We start from the raw sequence: 19,217 nt of genomic DNA, 5'->3' as shown, positions 1-19,217 counted from the left end.
GGTGCGTCGCCGGTTAGCCTGGGCGACATGCCATCAGTACTTGTCACCGGCGCGGGCCGCGGGATCGGGCGCACCATCGCCGAAGATCTGGCCCGGCGCGGCTGGGATGTCACCGCCGGAGTGCGCTCTGCGGCGGACGCCGACGCCGTCCGTGCGGCGCACCCGCAGCGGATTTCGGCGGTGATCCTCGACGTCACCGACGACGACCACCTCGCCGCGCTCGATGATGCCTTGCCGCCCCGGCTGGACGCGGTGGTCAACAACGCCGGCATCGTGGTCGCCGGGCCGATGGAGAGCGTCACCACCGAACAGTGGCGAAAGCAGCTGGAAGTCAACGTGATCGGTCAGCTCGCGGTGACCAGGGCGGTGCTGCCCCGGCTGCGGCAGTCCGGTGGCCGGGTGTTGTTCATCTCCAGCGTCAACGGCCGGCTGTCCACCCCGCTCATCGGTGCCTACGCGGCGTCCAAGTTTGCCCTCGAGGCTGCCGCGGACGCACTGCGGATGGAGCTGGCGCCGTGGCGGATACCGGTGGTGCTGGTCGAGCCGGCGCAGACCGACACCGATATGTGGCGGACCGCCGACGCGATGGTGGCCGATGTGGAGGCGGAACTGTCTGTTGCACACCGTGATCTGTATGCCCGTCACGTTGCTGGAATGCGCAAGTCGGTGCCGGTTTCGCAACGGCTCGCGGTCCCCACCGAGTCGGTGGCCACGGTGGTGCACACCGCGCTGACCTCGACACGGCCCCGGGCGCGCTATGTTGTCGGGCTCGGTCCGAAGGCTCAGATCGGATTGCTGACCAATATCCCGTCCGCTTTGCGGGACCGGATCTTGCGGCTGGTCATGCGCCAACCCTGACCAAACGTCAACGCGCGCAACCCTTCGAGTGGACGAAAGTTCACCCGGCGGAAAACGGTTCCGGACCGTGATCCAGATGTTACGGTCCTGTGCGTCGGCTGGGGGCTGCGGGGGAAGGCATGCGCATGACGGGTAAACACCGCGTGGTGGGGGAGCGGGCCAAACGGCTGGCGGTGGTGGGGGCTGCCACCGCGACCGTCACCGCCCTGACGGTCGGAGCGGCCGCGCCGCAACCGCTGCCGGCCCGCCCGGAATTGCGTTTGGTGCACGACCAGCCGCTGAATCTGACGGCGTCGACAAGCTTGTTCCCGAAGCCCGGTGTGCTTCCGGATATCACTGGCGGCCTTGGTAATACGGCGTACAACTCCGCGCAGGACCTGTATGCCGCCATCGCGAAGGCACTGGTCGGGCGGGTGAGCGTGCCGGCCCTGACCGGCGGCCTGCACATCAACATCGGTGACGTGCTCAGCAAGATTCCGCTGGACCTGCTCGATCAGGTGCTGGGTGCGGTGAAGATCGATCTCGGGTCGCTGGTCGACGGCGCACTGGGACCGGTCGTCTCGGGCGCGCTGGTCGCGCTGCTGGACGCACTGAACATCACCGACGCCGGCGGCAACGTGTCGCTGAGCCGTCTGCTCGGGCTCATCGGGCTCGATGTGTCGAACATCGTCGATCTGGCAAACCTCGACATCGCCGGGGTCAACATCATCACACCGGGGCCCACCTTCGGTCTGCTGAAGATGCTTGGCGTGGATATCGGGTGGACGCCCGGCACCCCCAATGCGGTTGCCCAGGCCATCAATTCGACGCCGTACCTGGACATCAGCGGGGACAAGCTGTTCGACATCGTCTTCAAACAGGCGAGTGACGTCATCAGTGGACTCGGGCCCATCCTCGGTGCACCGCTGCAGCTGCTGGTGAACACGCTGCACGTGGTCACCGATGTGCTGCCGCTGGAGTTGCTCGACGTCACCGACGTGCGCATTCCGATCGTCGCCGGAATCGGGCTCGGTGCCTTCTCCACCGGTGCTTCGTACTCGAAGATTCTGGGCGAATTGGGATTCCAGCCGGGCGGTACGAGCTCAGGTGAGAATCCACTGGTCGGCGGTTTCACCATCCTGCCGATGGTGCTGCTGAACAACCTGGGCCGCGCCAACGGCGGTCTGTTGTCCCGGTTCTATCCGTTGGCCGACCTGCTCGGTATCGACGTACTCACCCCGGAGACGGCGGCCGTCCACAGCGGCGGAGTGCCGCTCCTCAACACCGGACTCTCGCTCGGCGGGGCGAATCTGCTGCCGATCAAGATCGATGCCACGGCCGAGTACCAGCCGTTCTCGGACTTCGCCGCCTGGCCGAATCCCTTATCGCTGGCCAACAACCTGCTGGCCGGGACGGTGGGTGCCACCTACATTCTGCGCGGCCTGACCTTGGACACCATCCTGGAACAGGTGGGTGACGAGGTCGGCAGCGTGGTGGGCAACGTCACGGCCGGAAATCCGTTGGCGCTCAACATCTATCTGACGCTACCGGCGAAGACGCTGCCGCTCCTGGAGCCGCTGTACCTGGCCGGCGACGTGCTCAACGCGGTGAGTTTCGGCACGTTGGGCACTTTGCCGATCCGGCTGGCCAACGCCCTGTCGCCGGCGCTCACGAGCCTGGTGAATCTCGGCTACACCGACGTGCAGCGCAACCCGGACGGCACGTACACCAGGACGCTGACCGATGCCGACACCCCGACGCCGTTCATGACGTTCCCGCACGTGAATCCGGGACAGGTCGTCAACGATGTGCTGAAGTCGCTGGCCACCGGATTCCAGAAGGAGTTCTTCAGCGGCCATCCGACGGCAGCGCCGCCGAACATCATCGACGAATTGGTCAAACTGGTGAAGGGAATCACCAGCGGCAGCTTCGCCAAGGAACTGACCAAGGCCGCCACCGACGCCGCGACGTCGGGATTGGCCGCGGCCGGAGCGCTGCCGACGGCCAATGCACGGACGCTGACGGTGTCGGCGACCACGGCCGACGAGGCTACCGCGAAGGGCAGCACCAAGGACGCGTCCACCGCGGTGTCCACCGGAAAGCACGCCGCGCCGGAGGAAACCCCGGTGCCAGAGGATTCCGGGACGGAGCCCCGGCACGCGTTGCCCGATGACGAAACCGCCGACAACACCGAGAAGGCTGACGACACCAAGAAGGCCGACGAGACCAAGAAGGCCGACGAGACCAAGAAGGCCGACGACACCAAGAAGGCCGACACCGCCACCAAGGCCGATGACACGAAGAAGGATGACACCACCAAGGCGGAAACACCTGCGGCGCAGGCGAATCCGAAGCCGGCGGCGAAGAAGCCGGACCCGCTGACCAAGGCGGTGCACGACATCACCCGCGCGTTCAGCCCGAAGAAGAAGCCGGCCGCGACCGCGCCGGCGGCCGGAACGCAGGCCAAGGCCGGTTCCGCCACGGCGAAGAAGGACTCCGCGGGGGAAGCGGCCTAGCGCAACGGTTTTCACCCGAACGCGAGCCACGCGGGTAACGCCCGTTCGCGCGAGTCGCACAGCACCTGATAGGTGTCGCAGGACCCCTTGGGCACACCGGCGCCGGCCCACATGCCGCCGGTGTCGCGGCGCAGCACGATGGACGACGAGCCGCCGCCGTCGAGCAGAATGGCGGTGTCACTGCCCAGCCCCCGGAACAGGTCCTGGACCTGGTCCGGGGTGTAACTGCCGCCCTGGAACACATACATCTCGTCGCGGCCGCGCGCGTACGCCAGGGCCGTGCGGGCCGCCGACGGCCCGGGATCGTTCATCTGACCGGTGTCGCCGGGGGCCAGCAGCCCCAGGCCGCTGACGGCGACGAAGCGGGTGCCCCGGCTCATCAGGTCGGTGATGACCGGCGTTGCGGCTTCGAAATCTGTTGTGGAGCCCGGACTTATCACGAACGGGATGCCCGAGACGGGCAGGATCATCGTCGACAGTGGCGTCCATATCTCGTTACCGCCGGACAGGCCCTGCTTGCCCGCGTAGGCGAGGGTGCCGGTGATGGCAGCGTTGGCCTTGCCCTGGCCACCGGTGTTGTCCACATAGGCGCCCAGTGGCGAGCTGCAGCCCGTCGTCTTCCACGATCCGCTGCGCTGCCCGCGGATGTCGAAGAAATTGGCGTTGACGACGATCGCGGGCCGGCCCAGGGCCTGCCATGCCGCGACGGGTGTATAGATTTCGGAGGCCTGCAGCAATCCTTCACCGGTGCGCGCACCGGGTGTGCGTTCGCAGCGCGACTGGTATCCGGCGTGCGAGTCGACGAGCAGCCGCGGGGTCAGCCGCTGGGAGGCCGCCTTGATGATCATCAGGTGGCCGCCGTTGCTCATCTCGTACCACTTGCCCGCGGCATCCAGCATCGGTGCCGGGAAACCGGCGCCGAAGTTGTAAACCAGGTACGAGCCACGGGTGTTGGCCACCGCGTTCGCCAACAGGGTGCGACCGTCGGCAGCCCGGGCGACCGGGGCACCTGTCGCCGTGGCAACTGCAGCGGTGACCGCCAGCGCCGCGACGACGACGGCGAACCGCAGGACACACCCGGTGGCTATCGGCACGGCGCACCCTCCTGGCAAACTTTGATGAGATGCTCAGGATAATCACAGCGGACTCACTGTCAACTTTCGTCACGGCCGGATAACGCTTCTGCCACAGCACAATCGCCGGGGAGCGTTGAAGGAGTTGCCAGTGGAATCCGGACCCGTGCGTCGAGCAGTGCTCGACGACGCTTCGTTGCTTTCAGTATATCGGGGATCCGGGCCGCTCATGAGGCCCCGATTTTTGTCCCATAATCGCTTCCCGCACCGTCGGAGATGACTGAAATGGGGGGAAGAAGTATGGCCTACACGTTGGCTCTTGGTGATGTCGACCAGACCTCGGCACCGGTTGTCGGGGCCAAGAGTGCGCGGCTGGGGGAGCTCTGTCACCTCGGGGTCCGGGTGCCGGCCGGGTTTTGCGTGACGGTCCAGGCATTCGAACGCTTCGTCAGCGCGGCGCCGTCGATCACCGACCGGCTCGACCAGCTGGCCTGCTTGGATGCCGAAGATCGCTACGGGATAAGCACTTTGAGCGCGCGTCTGCGCGAGACGCTGGAGAACGTGGACGTACCCGCCGATATCCAGGCGGCCATCGGTGCTGAACTGGACGGGCTCGGTGCGCAGCGTCCGTACGCGGTGCGCTCGAGTGCCACGGCAGAAGACCTGGCGACCTCGTCGTTCGCCGGTCAGCTCGACTCATACCTCGACGTCGTCGGTCACGCGGAGATCCTGCGCCATGTCAAGCGCTGCTGGGCGTCGATGTTCACCGAGCGGTCCATCACCTACCGACTGCGAAACGGGTTGGAGCACAAGGACAGCCAGATGGCGGTGCTCGTCCAGCAGATGGTGCCCGCGCAGGCAGCCGGCGTGCTGTTCACCGCCGACCCGGTGTCGGGCAACCGCAGGATGGCCTCGGTGGAAGCGGTGTTCGGCCTCGGCGAAGCCCTGGTCTCCGGCCGAGTGGACGCCGACCTGTACCGGGTGCGCGAACAAGAGGTGGTGGCCGAGACGATTGCCGCGCAGCCGGTCCTCACCGACGCACAGGTGCTGCGCCTCACCGAGCTGGGCCGCCGCATCGAGGCGGACCTGGGCCATCCGCAGGATATCGAATGGTGCCTTCTGGACGGGGACTTCCACATCGTCCAGACCAGGCCGATCACCACCTTGTTCCCGATCCCCGAGACCGACGATGGACGCAACCATGTCTACATCTGCGTCGGCCATCAGCAGATGATGACCGACGCGATGACACCGCTGGGTCTGTCGGTGTGGCAGTTGACAACTCGCCGGCCGATGGCAGAGGCCGGCGGCAGGCTTTTCGTCGATGTCACCGAGGCGCTGCAACGGCCCTCGACTCGTGCCGGGCTCGTCGACGGATTCCTGAGAGCGGATCCGCTGACCGGGGGTGCGCTGCAGAGCATTCTCGATCGCGGCGATTTCGTCCCGACGGTCCCCGACCACTGTCCCGGCGGCGCAATCCCGAGCGCGACCGAGTGCCCCATCGAAACCGATCCGGCCATCGTGACCGCGTTGATCCAACGCAACCAGGCCAGTGTCGAGGCCCTCGAACGCGATATCGAGCAATTGTCCGGACCGGCGCTGGTCGAATTCATCCTGTCGGACTTCACCGAACTGCAACGGGTGTTGTTCGCCCCCGAGAGCAATCAGGTGATCGTCGCCGGGATGGACGCAGCGCACTGGCTCAACGATCGATTGCAGGAATGGCTGGGCGAGAAGAACCCCGCCGACGCCCTCACCCAGTCGGTGCCGCACAACGTGACATCCGAGATGGGGCTGGCCCTGCTGGACGTGGCCGACACCATGCGGCCTCATCCCGACGTGGTGGCGCGGCTCGAGCAGTGCGAACGCGGCGACCGCGACCTGCTGGCAGCACTCGGTGATCTGCCGGGCGGACGTCAGGCGCGACAGGCGTTGCAGGATTACCTGGACCGATACGGCATGCGGTGCGTCGGCGAGATCGACATCACCAGAATGCGCTGGAGTGAACAACCGTCGGCTCTGGTGCCCGCGATTCTGGCCAACATCGACAACTTCGCACCGGGGGAGGCGCGCCGGCGCCTCGAACTGGGGCTCCGACAGGCCGAATCGAAGGAACGTGACGTGCTCGCGCGGTTGCGGACGCTGCCCGACGGGGAACGCAAAGCCGACGAGACCAAGGCGATGATCGACCGGGTGCGCACCTTCGCCGGGTACCGCGAGTATCCCAAGTACGGCATGGTCAGCCGGTACTTCATCTACAAGCGCGCCCTGCTTCGCGAGGCCGGGCGCCTGGTCGAGGCCGGGGTCCTGGGTGACCGCGACGACGTCTACTACCTGCGGCTGCAGGAATTCCACGAGGTCGTGCGCACCCACCGGGTGGACGAGGAGCTCATCGCCCAGCGGAAGGCGGCCTTCCGGTCCTACCAGTCGTTGCGTCCACCACGGGTGCTCACCTCGGACGGCGAGGGGGTCAGCGGCGCTTACCGGCGCGACGATCTGCCGCCCGGCGCGCTCGCCGGTCTGGCGGTCTCGGCCGGCACCGTGGAGGGTCGCGCCCGCGTCGTGGTGGACATCGCCTCGGCGCGGCTGGAGCCCGGTGACATCCTGGTCACCGCGTACACCGATCCCAGCTGGACGCCACTGTTCGTGGGCATCACCGCCCTGGTGACCGAGGTGGGCGGATTGATGACGCACGGCGCGGTGATCGCCCGCGAGTACGGACTACCCGCCGTGGTGGGGGTCCAGGACGCCACCACCCTGATCCGGGACGGACAACGGATCCGCGTCGCAGGCGGCGACGGATACGTCGAGCTGTTGTCCTAGCGGGACGGCCGCTACCGCGCCGGCGGTACCAAGGCCTGCCGGGCCGTGTCGAAGGGTCGTTGGTCGAGGCCGTCGGGAACGGTGACGGTCACCGGTACCAGACCGCCGGGGTGCTGCCGGCCGCACATCCGGCCAGCAGCACCGCCGCGGCGAGGCTGTGCACAACGTGGCGGCTATGCGGCCAGGCCGGCATGCATCTCCCACACCAGGATCTCGGCCTCGGTAGTGGCCGTGACCCGCTGGCCGCCGGTGGCCGTCAGCCGGACGGCGTCACCCTCGCCCAGTGCGCCCGCACCCTCCAGGGCGACCTCGCCCCGCGGTACGAACAGGTGCAGATACGGGGCCTGGGGCAGCTCGACCGATTCGCCGGGTTGCAGCCGGGCACCGTGCAGCGCCGCGAAGCGGTTCGCGATGGTGATGGCGGTGTCGTTGCGGCGCTCGGGCATGCCCGAGGCGATGGTGACCAGCCCGCCGCGCAACAGCTCGTCGTCCATCTCGAGCTGCTGATATCCCGGGGTGATGCCGGATTCGTCGGGGACCACCCACATCTGTACGAAATGCACAGGCTCGGAATGGGTTTCACCACCGGTCAGGTTCCAGGAGTCGTTCTTCTCGGAATGCAGGATGCCGCGTCCGGCCGACATCCGTTGTGCCAGTCCGGGATAGATGACACCGGAATGTCCGGTCGAGTCCTGGTGTACCAGCGAACCGCGTAGCACCCAGGTGACGATCTCCATATCGCGGTGCGGGTGGGTCTCGAATCCGGCGCCCGGCGCGACCCGGTCGTCGTTGTTGACCAGCAACAAACCGTGGTGGGTGTTGGCGGGGTCGTAGTGATCGCTGAACGAGAAGGAGTGTTTGGAATCCAGCCACGAGATCTTGGTGGCCGCGCGGTCGCCGGCGCGACGGATGTCGATGGTTGCGGTACTGCTCATCGGGTTCTCCTTGCGATTCGATGCCAGCCTAGGTGCCGGTACTGGACATCACAACTTAAATGATGTGTCATGTATTCCATGTGGCTGACGTCCGACCAGCAACGAATCTGGCGTGATTACCTGGCCATGAGCACCCGGCTGCAGGCTGCGATGAACCGCCAGCTGCAGGCCGACTGCGGGCTGTCCCTGGCCGATTACGGGGTGCTCGTCGCGCTCGACGAACAACCGGGCTGCCGGATGAACGAACTCGGTGACCGGCTCGGCTGGGAGCAGAGCCGGGTGTCCCACCAGCTGCGCCGGATGACCGACCGCGCCCTGGTGGCCCGGCACGGCGCCGACGACGATCGCCGCGGGGTCACCGTGGCGATCACCGCCGCCGGTCGCCGGGCGCTGGCCGCCGCCGCGCCGGCCCATGTCGCGCTGGTGCGCTCGGTGTTGTTCGACGGCGTCGGTGCGGCGCAGACCGCGGCCGTGGGCCGGTGGCTGGCCCGCGCCCTGGACCGCCTGGATCAGGCACACTGATCCGATGCCGTACGTCGGTGCCCTGGCCCGCGCCGAGCGGGAGACGTTCGCCGATCTGCTGGACGCACTTGCCCCCGCACAGTGGGACGCACCGAGCCTGTGCGCCGGCTGGACCGTTCGGGATGTGGTGGCCCACACCGTCGCGTACCTCGACCAGAGCCGAATGGCGCTGACCGTGAACATGTTCGCCAACCGGTGGAATATCGACCGGCTCAACGCGGACGCTGTCGCCGGCCACCGCCTGATAGCGCCGGCCCGGCTGGCCGAACTGATGCGGCAGCGGGCGCGGCCGACCGGGGTGGGCGCGTTGTACGGCGGCCGGGTGGCACTCATCGAATGCCTGATCCACCAGCAGGACATCCGCCGGCCGCTGCAGTTGCCCCGCGTCATCGACCCCGAGGCGCTGCGGGTTGCGCTCACCTACGCCAGGGTCAGCCCGGTGATCGGCGCGGCCCGCCGAACCCGCGGGGTGCGGTTGTCGGCGACCGATCTGGACTGGGCGGCAGGCCGGGGAGCGCAGGTGCGCGGCACCGCTGAGGCGCTGTTGCTGGCCATGACGGGCCGGGCCGCGCAGGTGAGCGGCGAACTGGCCGGGGACGGCGTGGCGCTGCTGCGTTGACCAGGCCTCACTGCAGGCGGACCAACTTCATCTCGGAGAGTCGCTGACGCATCGTGGCGACCCGCACGGTGAGCTCATCCCGGGTGCCGGCGCCCGCGGCGAGCAGCGCCTCGATCAGCTGCTCGTCATCCCGGGTCCCGTCGAGCAGCGGCAGCAGCAGACGGTCGGAAGCTTCGATGGGCACCGTCTCGTGCCACAGGTTGAACGTCGACGCGTCATCGGCATGCTTGGTGAGCTCGGCCGCCCGCCGCGCCGATTCGTCGATGCGCACCGCGGCGCCCACCGTCGCGTCGGGCAACACCGGATCCAGCCGGTAATGGGCCTGTCCCTGCGTGACCAGCACGCTGGTCAGGTCGTCGATGTGAGCGGCCAGATCGGCGCTCGGCGGCGTCCCCGCGGCGATGAGCCGATCGCTTACGGCCGTCACCAATTCCTCGTGGGACAACGTCCACGGCCAGCGCGCGGTCAACGCATCCAGTCCGGCCTTGATGGCCGGCGCATTGGTGAACAGCGTGGCGCCGTCGGCCTGCCGGAATTCCTGGCGCGAGGTGTCCAGCCGGGTGGGCCCGTCGATCGGCGGCACCGAGGCGGCCAGGTGCAGGCGGCGGAAGCGATCGGCGCCCGGGCTGTAGTCGATCTGCTGGGCGCGGTCGGCGGGCACGAACAGCGACTGCCGGAAGGTGCGATTGGTGACGAAGTCCAGGTACTGCTCCACCAACACCTGGGCGGTGACACCGTTGGCGGCCAGGTACTCGGCGACCCCGGGTCCGTGATTGGCCGGGATCATCACCTCCGGGCGCGCCTCGCCCAGGAAAGCCAGGCCATGTGCGTTCGAATGGGCGAGCACCTCGTAGAAGTAGCGGGGCGAGTTGAACGCCTCGAGCTCGTCGTGCAACAGGTAGGAGTCGCCGAAGCCGTCGTCGGAGGCGCGCCACTCGGCCAGGATGGCGGCCATCACCCCCGTCGGCGGCACCACTTCGGTCAGGAAGTCGGCCATCCCGCGGGCCTGGCGTACCTTCTCCGCCGGTGTCTGACTGCCACCGCTGGCCAGCATCATGGCGTCGCGCACCACCTCCTTGGACTTCCAGCCCGGATACACGTTGTAGCTGACGTAGGCGATGCCGTCGGCGGTCAGCGCGGCGCGGATCGCGGCCAGCAGCGCGTCGGCGACCTCGGCGGGCACCCAGCTGTACACCCCGTGGGCGATCACGTAGTCGAACCGGCCCAGGGCGGCGAGGTCCATCCGCGCGAGATCACCGGCGATGAGGGTCAGATTGTCGACGTCCAGCGCCTGTGCGCGGGCCCGGCCCAGGTCGATCTGCACCTGGGACAGGTCGACGCCGACCACCTCGGCGGCAGGCTGGGCGGCGGCGAACGGGATGATGTTGCCGCCTGCGGCGCAACCGATTTCGAGCACCCGGGCGGTCGCGACGGCCGGTGGCTCCAGACCGAACAGGTGCGCCACGGCCGCCAGCGTCCCCGGTGCGGACTGCGGAAAGGAATTCGAGACGTACGGCGTCCGGTCATAGTCGCCGCGAAGCGCGTCGATGGCGTCGGTCAAGGTGGCTCCTGTCTGTACCTGCGCAAAACTCCAGGCACGGTACGACGCCGAGGTGAACTCGAGGTGCTCTGGGAGGTCTGTCCCTACCCACCGGTGGATAGGGGTTAGTCTGCGCTCGTGGATATCAATGGAGCTAGTGCAATCGTCACCGGTGGCGCGTCGGGTATCGGCGCCGCCGCCGCACGTCAGCTGGCCGCCAAGGGCGCCAGGGTCGTGGTCGCCGACCTCAACGCCGAACGCGGACAGGAACTGGCGCACGAGATCGGCGGCGTCTTCGTCACCGTCGACGTCACCAACACCGACCAGATCATCGACGCCGTGAACACGGCCACCGATCTCGGCCCGCTGCGCGCCCTGGTGAACTCGGCCGGTATCGGCTGGGCCCAGCGCACCATCGGCAAGGACGGTCAGTTCGAGTCGGCGCACAACCTGGACGTGTACAAGAAGGTGCTGGCGATCAACCTGGTCGGCACGTTCGACGCCATCCGGCTGGCCGCCACCGCGATGAGCCGCAACGAGCTGACCGACACCGGCGAGCGTGGCGCGATCGTCAACCTCACCAGCGTCGCAGCCTTCGACGGGCAGATCGGCCAGGCCGCGTACTCGTCGTCCAAGGGCGGTGTCGTGGGCCTGACCCTGCCGGTCGCCCGGGACCTGTCGGCCGTCGGCATCCGCGTGAACACCGTGGCCCCCGGCTTGATCGACACCCCGATCTACGGGGAGGGTGAGGCGTCGGAAGCCTTTAAGGCCAAGCTCGGCGAGTCGGTGCTCTTCCCGCACCGCCTGGGCAAGCCGGAGGAACTGGCCTCGATGATCATCGAGCTGATCACCAACTCCTACATGAACGCCGAAGTGGTCCGTGTCGACGGCGGCATCCGGATGCCACCGAAGTAGTCACCCGCAAGCGAAAGGCCCCCGCGTTTGCGGGGGCCTTTTTGCGTGCGAGGGTTACCAGTCCGACTCGTCGAACCGGATCACGCCGCGAATGTTGTTGCCGTCCAGCATGTCCTGATAGCCGGAGTTGATGTCTTCGAGCTTGTAGGTGCGCGTGATCATGTCGTCGATGTTCAGCAGTCCCGCCTTGTACAGCGCGGTCAGTCGTGGGGTCTCCACATGGCTGCTGCCGCCGCCGAAGATGTTGCCCTTCAACGTCTTCTGCAGCATGGTGAACAGGAAGAGGTTCAGCTTCACGTCGGCGTCCATCATCGACCCCATCCCGGTGACCACACAGGTGCCGGTCTTGGCGGTCAGGATCATCGCCTCTTCGATGTACTCGCCCTTCATCTCCCCGACGGCGATGATGACCTTGTCGGCCATCAGGCCGAAGGTGGTGTCGATGACCGGTGCGATGGCCTCGGCCATGGACGGGTAGACGTGGGTGGCGCCGAATTTGATGGCCTGTTCGCGCTTCCATTCGTTCGGGTCGATCGCGATGACATGCTTGGCGCCCGAGATCACCGCGCCCTGCAGGGCGCTCATCCCGATACCGCCGACCCCGACGACGATGACGGTTTCGCCCGGCTTGACCTCGGCGACATTGGTGGCCGAACCGAATCCGGTCGGCACCGCGCAACCCATGATGGCCGCGGTCTCGAAGGGGATGTCCTTGTCGATCTTGACCACGGAATCCTTGTGCACCGTCATGTACGGGGCGAAGGTGCCCAGCAGGTTCATCGGAGACACCTCCCGCGCCCCGGCGTGGATGCGGCTGGTGCCATCGGCGATCGCCTTGCCGCCGAGCAGCAGGGCGCCGCGGTCACACAGCGAGCGGAAACCCTTCAGACACGGCGGGCAGACCCCACAGGCGGGGATGAACGCGAGGATGACGTGGTCGCCCTCCTCGATGCCGGTGACATTCTTGCCGACCTTGGTGACCACACCCGCACCTTCGTGCCCGCCCAGTGCGGGCAGACCGATCGGGGTGGCGCCGGTGGTGATGTGGTAGTCGGAGTGGCACATGCCGGCGGCATGCATCCTGATCTGGACCTCGTCGGCGACAGGGTCACCGAGGTCGATCTCGTCGATGGTGAACGGCGAATTGAGTTCCCACAGCAGGGCGCCCTTGGTCTTCATAAAATGCGATCATAGAACAGGTTCTAGATTTGTGGTCATCGACCCTGTGAACTGCACATTCATCGGCTTTACTGAATCGTTCCGGAATGTCGACGATGAATCCCGTGTGGTTCTGTGGTCTATCCGTCATGACTGAGATCAGCGCTCACATCGTGCCCAACCTCTGGTTCGACCGGCAGGCCGAGGAGGCCGCCGCGCACTACATCGCTGCCTTCGGCGGCAACGGCCGGATCGTCACCAAGATCGCCGCCCATCCGGCGTCGCCGTCCCCGCAGGACGTCCCGGTGGTGGTCGAGTTCGAACTCGCCGGTCAGCGATTCGTCGGGATCAACGGCGGACCGCAGTTCACCTTCTCCGAGGCCGTCTCGCTCGAGGTGCGGGTGACCGGCCAGGCCGAGCTCGACCGGCTGTGGGCCGCGCTCGTCGACGGTGGATCCGAACAGCCCTGCGGCTGGTTGAAGGACAAGTTCGGGCTGTCCTGGCAGATCACCCCGACCGAGTACTACGACCTGCTCGAAGAGAGTGACGCCGCATCCCAGGACCGACTGATGAACGCCGTGCTGTCGACGTTCGGCAAGTTCGACATCGCGGGGTTGCAGGCCGCCGCGCGCGGATAGCGCCCTCGAAAGTCGGGTTCAGTCACCGGATACGGCGCCGACCCTCAGAGCTGCGGGGGCAGCCCGAACGTCGCGAACAGCCGCGGCTCCATGAACGCCACCACATGAGAGATCCCGGCCGCGGTCACATCGAGGACATGCAGCTGGAACGCCTCGTGCACGCCGGTCTGCGGATTGCGCAGGTACATCGCCGCCGCGGGCTGGCCGTTGGCGGTAGTGGCGATGAATCGCATATCGCCGGCCCGCTCCGCGGGGCACTTGTGTTTCGACAGCAGGCCGATGGCCTCCGGCCCGCGGTACCAGGTGTCGAACGGAGGCATCTCCCAGATGGCCTCCTCGGTGAACAGCTGCACCAGCTTGTCGATGTCGTAGGCCTCGAACGCGGCAATATAGCGGCCGAGCTGCTCCTGCGCTTCTTGTGATTCCGGTGCCGCGAGCGTGTTGTCCTCATTGGGGCCGACCTCGTCCAGCTGAGCGCGGGCCCGCTGCAGCAGGCTGTTCACCGCGGCCGTCGATGAACCGATCGCATCGGCGACTTCGGCTGCGCGCCACTGCAACACATCGCGCAACACCAGTACCGCACGCTGCCGCGGGGACAGGTGCTGCAGTGCGGCGACGAACGCCAGCCGCACCGACTCCTTGGACTCCACCACCTCGGCGGTGTCCGGGAGCGGTTCCAGCCACGGCACCTCGTGGTGCTCGAGGATCTCGGTGGTGGGATCGGAACTGTCCGTGCCCAGCCCCGACGGCAGCGGCCGGCGCTGCTTGTTCTCGATGGCCGTCAGGCAGGTGTTGGTGGCGATGCGGTAGAGCCACGTACGGACCGAGGACTTGCCCTCGAAACCGCCATAGGACTTCCACGCCCGCAGGAAGGTCTCCTGTACCAGGTCCTCGGCGTCGTGCACCGAGCCCGTCATCCGGTAGCAGTGCGCCAGCAGCTCGCGCCGGTACTGCTGCGCGTCGGCGAGGAACGCGTCGGGGGAGTCCGCCTTCGCGGAATGGCTTCCGATTTCTGTGACGACGCTCACGACGGCGAGTTTACGCACCGGTACCGACAACGCGTCACCCCGTTACGCTCGTCGGGTGGTCACCACACGCACTGAAAGCAGTTTCGACGGCGTCGGGGGCACCCGCATCGTCTACGACGTCTGGACGCCCGACACCGGGCCGTCCGGCCCCAAAGGTCTGGTCGTGCTCTGTCACGGGTACGCCGAACACGCCCGTCGGTACAACCACGTGGCGCAGCGCTTCGGCGAAGCCGGATTGCTGACCTATGCCCTGGATCTGCGCGGGCACGGCCGCTCCGGGGGCAAACGCGTCTACCTTAAGGACATCGGCGAGTACACCGCCGATTTCCACCACCTGGTCGGGCTGGCCACCGCCGCGCACCCCGAACTCAAGCGGGTGGTGCTCGGGCACAGCATGGGCGGCGGCGTCGTCTTCTCCTACGGCGTCGAGCATCCCGACGACTACGCGGCAATGGTGCTGTCCGGTCCCGCGGTGTACGCCCAGGACGCGGTGTCCCCGGTGATGATCGCCGTTGCCAAGGTGGTCGGCAGCCTGCTGCCCGGCCTGCCGGTGGAGAACCTGCCCGCCGACGCCGTCTCGCGCGATCCGCAAGTGGTGGCGGCGTATGAGGCGGATCCGCTGGTGCACCACGGCAAGCTGCCCGCCGGTATCGCCAAGGCGCTGATCGGGGTGGGCGAGACCATGCCGCAGCGGGCATCCGCGCTGACCGCCCCGCTGCTGGTGGTACACGGCGGCCAGGACAAGCTGATCCCGGTGGCCGGCAGCGAGCGGTTGGTGGAATGTGTCGCCTCGGCCGACGTCAACCTCAAGGTGTACCCCGAGCTGTATCACGAGGTGTTCAACGAACCCGAGCGCGCCGTCGTGCTCGACGACGTGACGACCTGGATCGAGACCCGGTTGTGAGACGGCTGCTGTTGCTGGTGGCCGCACTGATGCTGGTCGCGGGTTGCTCGTCGCAGAGCAAGGCGCCGACCGGCTGGACCGACGAGGAGGTCAGCTTCGACGCCGACGGGCTGACGATCCACGGCACGTTCCGCCACCAGGGCAGCTCCGGTCCCGCCGCGCTGCTGATCTCCGAGAGCGGCCAGACCGACCGCAACGGCGACAACGCGGTGGCCGGCCCGGTGGGCAACATGCGCCAGCTCGCCGAATACCTGTCCGACCACGGCATCGCCACGCTGCGCTACGACAAGGTGGGCACCGGCAAGACCGGACTGGGCAAGTTCAAGGATCACCCGACCGAGGTGGGCAGCGCGGTCTACTCCACCGGCGCCCGCGCGGCCATCAGGTTCCTGGCCGGCCGGCCCGGCGTCGACACCGCGCGGCTGTCGGTATATGCGTTGGGCGAGGGCACCATTCACGCGATGAACCTGGCGGCGGACACCGCCCCCGATGCGCCGAAGATCCACGCTCTCGGGCTGTTCCAGCCGCTGTCGGGACGCTACCTGGACATCATCACCGGGCGGGTGCACGCCGACGTGGACGCCGCGGTCACCTCCGGTGCCAAGACCAGGGAGCAGGCCGACGCCGTCGTCGCGGCCTGGAACGCGGCGGTGGTCCAGGCCAGGACCCAGCACACCGCACCGGAGCAGCTGCCCGAGGGACTCTCGGCGATCCTCAACGCCAAGAACGTCAAGGCCGTGGTGGAGGCCGACGCCATCGACCCGATTGTGCTGGCCGGCAAGGTTCCCGCCGCCACCGCGGTGCTACTCACCTGCTCGGACGCCGACAACCAGGCCCGCTGCGGCGACGAACAGGCGCTTATCGCCGCGCTCAAACACACCGCGTTGACGGTGGTCCCGCTCACCGGCGTCAACCACGTACTGCGCGACGACCCGAGCGACAACGTCGCCAACTATGCGAAGAAGGCGCCATTATCCCACCAATTGACCGATGCGCTGAACACCTTCGTCACCAAATAGGCTGTCGGAGTGGACCGTTAACCTGGCGACCATGAGCGACAAGATGCTGGTCCGGATCGCGGCCCTGCTGCGCCAGGCCGAGGGCACCGACAACCCGCATGAAGCCGAGGCCTTCATGGCGGCCGCCCAGCGGTTGGCCACGGCGACCTCCATCGACCTGGCCCTGGCCCGCGCGCATTCCTCGGAACGCACCAGGGCGCAGATGCCCGAGCAACGCACCATCACCATCGGGCCGGCCGGCACCAAGGGCCTGCGCACCTATGTGCAACTGTTCGTGGTCATCGGTCTGGCCAACGACCTGAAATGCGATGTCGCGACCAACTCGACCTACGTGCACGCATACGGTTTCGCCGAGGACATCGACGCCACCCACGCCCTGTACGCCAGCCTGGTCACGCAGATGGTCAAGGCATCCGAGGCCTATATCGGCTCGGGTGCGCACCGCCCGACACCGACCATTACCGCGCGGCTGAATTTCCAGCTGGCCTTCGGCGCCCGGGTCGGTCAGCGGCTGGCCGAGGCCAAGGCCGACGCCGAACGCGAGGCGGATCGTCAGGACCGGCCCGGCACGGCGCTCGCCCTGCGCAACAAGGATCTTGAGCTGAAATCGTTCTACCGCGAGACGTCGTCGGCGCGCGGCACCTGGCGGGCCAGCAGCGCCTCGGCGGGTTACTCCTCGGCCGCCCGGCGGGCCGGTGACCGGGCCGGCAAGCGAGCCAGGCTGGGGCCCAGCCAGGAGTTGCCGGGCGGGCGCCGCCGACTGTCGCCGTGACCGATCGCGATACCCAGCGGGCGAAAGTGTATGCCGCCGAAGGGTTTGTCCGGACCATGTTCGACCGCGCCGCCCAGCGCGGCAGCGGTGCGGTGGACTTCTTCGGTACCGCGTTGACGTTGCCGCCCGAGGGCCGGTTCGGTTCGCTGGACGCGGTGCGCCGTTATGTCGAACAGGTGCTGGCGTTGCCCGCTGTGCGGCAGCGGTGGCCGCACGCCGGTCCGGTGGCGGTCCGGGCCCGGCGTGGACTGACCGCGGCACATTACGACGCCGACACCTCGACCATGGCCGTGCCGGAGCGCCACACCACCTGGGCGTTGCGGGAACTGGTGGTGCTGCACGAGCTCGCCCATCATCTGTGCACCGAGGGCGCACCGCACGGCAGCGAGTTCGTCACGACGTTCGGTGATCTGGCCGGTGCGGTGATGGGGCCGGAGGTGCAGCATGTACTGCGGGTGGTCTATGCGAAGGAAGGGGTGCGGTGATGGCTGATCCGGTGGCGGTCGACGCGTTGTTCGGTGAGTTGTTGCATACCGAGGACGACTCCTTGCGTGCGGCACGTGCATCCACGGTGGCGGAGTCGATGCCCGCGATCGAGGTGTCCGCGCAACACGGTCACCTGCTGGAGTTGCTGGTGCGGATCGCGGGCGCCCGGCGGGTGCTCGAAATCGGCACGCTGGCCGGTTATTCGACGATCTGTCTGGCCCGCGGCGCCGGCCCGCAGGGGCGGGTCGTCACGCTGGAATTCGACCCCAGGCACGCCGAGGTGGCACGCAGGAATCTGGACCGGGCCGGCGTGGCGGACCGGGTGCAGGTGATCGTCGGCGCGGCGCTGGACACCTTGCCAACGTTGGACGGTCCGTTCGACTTCTTCTTCATCGACGCCGACAAGGAGAACAACATCGCCTACATCGAGTGGGCACTGCAATTGGCGTCGCCCGGTGCCGTCGTCGTGGTGGACAACGTCACCAGAATGGGCCGGGTGCTGGAACCCGAACCCGGCGATGTCCAGGCGCGTGCGGTCCGCGACATGCTGGACATGATGGGACGCCATCCCCGGCTGGACACCGCTGCCATCCAGACCGTCGGCACCAAGGGCTGGGACGGGTTCGCCGTCGCCGTGGTCAAATAGACCTACTTGGCGCGCTGCGCCAGCCGGGCCGAGTCGTAGATCAGGATTGTCTTGCCCTGCAACTTGATCCAGCCGCGTTGGGCGAAATCGGACAGGGCCTTGTTCACCGTCTCGCGTGACGCGCCCACCAATTGGGCCAGCTCTTCCTGGGTGAGCTCATGGGTGACGTGCAGGACGTTGCCCTCCTGGCGGCCGAACCGCATGGCGATGTCGAGCAGCTGCTTGGCCACCCGGCCGGGCACGTCGGTGAAGATCAGGTCGGACAGCGCGCTGTTGGTGCGGCGCAGTCGCCGGGCCAGCACCCGCAGCAGTTGTTCGGCGATCTCGGGCCGGCCCAGTACCCAGGCGTGCAGCGCCTCCCGGTCCATCGTGACGGCGCGCAGCTCGGTCAGGGCGGTCACCGTGGAGGTCCGCGGACCCGGGTCGAACAGTGCGAGCTCACCGAACATGTCCGACGGGCCCATCACGGTGATCAGGCTTTCCCGGCCGTCCGCGGTGCGGCGCCCGATCTTCACCTTGCCTTCGACGATGATGTACAGCCGGTCGCCGGGCTCACCCTCGACGAACACGGCGTGCCCACGCGGGAACGAGACCTGCTGCAATTGCCCGATCAGGGCGGCGGCAGCATCGGGAGCAACGCCCTGGAAGATGCCGGACCGCGCAAGAACGTCATTCACCGAAGGCTCTTTCCGTGCATCTCAATGCTGTGTTGTTGTGGCCCATCTCTCGCTGTCACAGTACAGGAGATGCAGGCCACGCCATCGCTGGGCGCGGTGCGGCGAGCGT

Annotated in this window: 18 protein-coding genes; 12 read left to right on the top strand and 6 right to left on the bottom strand. The window is 67.5% G+C overall.

All coding sequences use genetic code 11. From position 1 onward, the window contains the following. Positions 1 to 27: 27 nt before the first annotated feature. Both ACXPWS_RS30265 and ACXPWS_RS30260 read left to right on the top strand, forming a co-directional pair. Complete coding sequence (locus tag ACXPWS_RS30265; protein ID WP_458710182.1) at positions 28 to 858, top strand: SDR family NAD(P)-dependent oxidoreductase; 831 nt, start codon at positions 28 to 30, stop codon at positions 856 to 858. Between the two features lie 125 nt (positions 859 to 983). Then, positions 984 to 3,353, top strand: a complete 2,370-nt coding sequence (locus ACXPWS_RS30260; protein ID WP_458710181.1) for an alpha/beta hydrolase family protein — start codon at positions 984 to 986, stop codon at positions 3,351 to 3,353. Positions 3,354 to 3,364: 11 nt separating this feature from the next. On the opposite strand, the gene ACXPWS_RS30255 is transcribed toward ACXPWS_RS30260, so the two are convergent. Continuing rightward, positions 3,365 to 4,447, bottom strand: a complete 1,083-nt coding sequence (locus ACXPWS_RS30255) for a phosphodiester glycosidase family protein (protein WP_458710180.1) — start codon at positions 4,445 to 4,447, stop codon at positions 3,365 to 3,367. A gap of 279 nt (positions 4,448 to 4,726) precedes the next feature. Between ACXPWS_RS30255 and rph the strand changes: the two genes are divergently transcribed. After that, positions 4,727 to 7,249 carry a rifamycin-inactivating phosphotransferase gene (gene rph / locus ACXPWS_RS30250; protein WP_458710179.1) on the top strand — a complete coding sequence of 841 codons (2,523 nt, stop codon included), beginning with the start codon at positions 4,727 to 4,729 and terminating at the stop codon, positions 7,247 to 7,249. Positions 7,250 to 7,422: 173 nt separating this feature from the next. Here rph and ACXPWS_RS30245 read toward each other — a convergent pair whose 3' ends face one another. Next, a complete protein-coding gene (locus tag ACXPWS_RS30245; protein WP_458710178.1) occupies positions 7,423 to 8,184 on the bottom strand; it encodes a pirin family protein in 762 nt (253 codons plus the stop codon). A 69-nt stretch (positions 8,185 to 8,253) separates the two neighbouring features. On the opposite strand from ACXPWS_RS30245, the gene ACXPWS_RS30240 reads away from it, so the two are divergent. Together ACXPWS_RS30240 and ACXPWS_RS30235 are read left to right on the top strand one after the other, a co-directional pair. Continuing rightward, on the top strand, positions 8,254 to 8,706 hold the full coding sequence (locus ACXPWS_RS30240) for a MarR family winged helix-turn-helix transcriptional regulator (RefSeq protein ID WP_458710177.1): 453 nt from the start codon (positions 8,254 to 8,256) through the stop codon (positions 8,704 to 8,706). A gap of 4 nt (positions 8,707 to 8,710) precedes the next feature. Further along, positions 8,711 to 9,325: a maleylpyruvate isomerase family mycothiol-dependent enzyme gene (locus ACXPWS_RS30235; RefSeq protein ID WP_458710176.1), complete on the top strand. Its 615-nt coding sequence runs from the start codon at positions 8,711 to 8,713 to the stop codon at positions 9,323 to 9,325. A gap of 7 nt (positions 9,326 to 9,332) precedes the next feature. Here ACXPWS_RS30235 and ACXPWS_RS30230 read toward each other — a convergent pair whose 3' ends face one another. After that, positions 9,333 to 10,886 (bottom strand): methyltransferase regulatory domain-containing protein, encoded by a 1,554-nt coding sequence (locus ACXPWS_RS30230; RefSeq protein WP_458710175.1) that lies wholly within the window; start codon positions 10,884 to 10,886, stop codon positions 9,333 to 9,335. Positions 10,887 to 11,003: 117 nt separating this feature from the next. Here ACXPWS_RS30230 and ACXPWS_RS30225 point away from each other — a divergent pair, with 117 nt between their 5' ends. Beyond that, a complete protein-coding gene (locus ACXPWS_RS30225) occupies positions 11,004 to 11,780 on the top strand; it encodes an SDR family NAD(P)-dependent oxidoreductase (RefSeq protein WP_458710174.1) in 777 nt (258 codons plus the stop codon). Between the two features lie 54 nt (positions 11,781 to 11,834). On the opposite strand, the gene ACXPWS_RS30220 is transcribed toward ACXPWS_RS30225, so the two are convergent. Next, positions 11,835 to 12,959, bottom strand: coding sequence for an NDMA-dependent alcohol dehydrogenase (locus tag ACXPWS_RS30220; protein WP_458710173.1), 1,125 nt, complete (start codon positions 12,957 to 12,959; stop codon positions 11,835 to 11,837). A 128-nt stretch (positions 12,960 to 13,087) separates the two neighbouring features. Here ACXPWS_RS30220 and ACXPWS_RS30215 point away from each other — a divergent pair, with 128 nt between their 5' ends. Then, positions 13,088 to 13,576 carry a VOC family protein gene (locus ACXPWS_RS30215; RefSeq protein WP_458710172.1) on the top strand — a complete coding sequence of 163 codons (489 nt, stop codon included), beginning with the start codon at positions 13,088 to 13,090 and terminating at the stop codon, positions 13,574 to 13,576. A 44-nt stretch (positions 13,577 to 13,620) separates the two neighbouring features. Here the strand turns inward: ACXPWS_RS30215 and ACXPWS_RS30210 are convergent, their stop codons facing one another. Next, positions 13,621 to 14,634, bottom strand: coding sequence for a sigma-70 family RNA polymerase sigma factor (locus tag ACXPWS_RS30210; RefSeq protein WP_458710171.1), 1,014 nt, complete (start codon positions 14,632 to 14,634; stop codon positions 13,621 to 13,623). 25 nt (positions 14,635 to 14,659) lie between these two features. Here ACXPWS_RS30210 and ACXPWS_RS30205 point away from each other — a divergent pair, with 25 nt between their 5' ends. Genes ACXPWS_RS30205 through ACXPWS_RS30185 form a run of 5 tightly spaced genes read left to right on the top strand, consistent with a single transcriptional unit; the run spans position 14,660 to position 18,431 of the window. After that, positions 14,660 to 15,508, top strand: coding sequence for a lysophospholipase (locus tag ACXPWS_RS30205; protein WP_458710170.1), 849 nt, complete (start codon positions 14,660 to 14,662; stop codon positions 15,506 to 15,508). Positions 15,509 to 15,537: 29 nt separating this feature from the next. Next, positions 15,538 to 16,527, top strand: coding sequence for an alpha/beta hydrolase family protein (locus ACXPWS_RS30200; RefSeq protein WP_458713754.1), 990 nt, complete (start codon positions 15,538 to 15,540; stop codon positions 16,525 to 16,527). A 31-nt stretch (positions 16,528 to 16,558) separates the two neighbouring features. Further along, complete coding sequence (locus ACXPWS_RS30195) at positions 16,559 to 17,299, top strand: DUF2786 domain-containing protein (RefSeq protein ID WP_458710169.1); 741 nt, start codon at positions 16,559 to 16,561, stop codon at positions 17,297 to 17,299. Positions 17,300 to 17,355: 56 nt separating this feature from the next. Next, positions 17,356 to 17,784 carry a TIGR04338 family metallohydrolase gene (locus ACXPWS_RS30190; protein ID WP_458713753.1) on the top strand — a complete coding sequence of 143 codons (429 nt, stop codon included), beginning with the start codon at positions 17,356 to 17,358 and terminating at the stop codon, positions 17,782 to 17,784. After that, complete coding sequence (locus ACXPWS_RS30185) at positions 17,784 to 18,431, top strand: O-methyltransferase (RefSeq protein ID WP_458710168.1); 648 nt, start codon at positions 17,784 to 17,786, stop codon at positions 18,429 to 18,431. The genes ACXPWS_RS30190 and ACXPWS_RS30185 overlap by 1 nt, the downstream gene beginning before the upstream one ends. A gap of 2 nt (positions 18,432 to 18,433) precedes the next feature. On the opposite strand, the gene ACXPWS_RS30180 is transcribed toward ACXPWS_RS30185, so the two are convergent. Next, positions 18,434 to 19,108, bottom strand: coding sequence for a Crp/Fnr family transcriptional regulator (locus tag ACXPWS_RS30180; protein WP_458710167.1), 675 nt, complete (start codon positions 19,106 to 19,108; stop codon positions 18,434 to 18,436). Positions 19,109 to 19,217: the final 109 nt, after the last annotated feature.

The organism is Mycobacterium sp. BMJ-28 (assembly GCF_054404835.1).
This window is presented reverse-complemented; position numbering and strand designations above follow the sequence as displayed.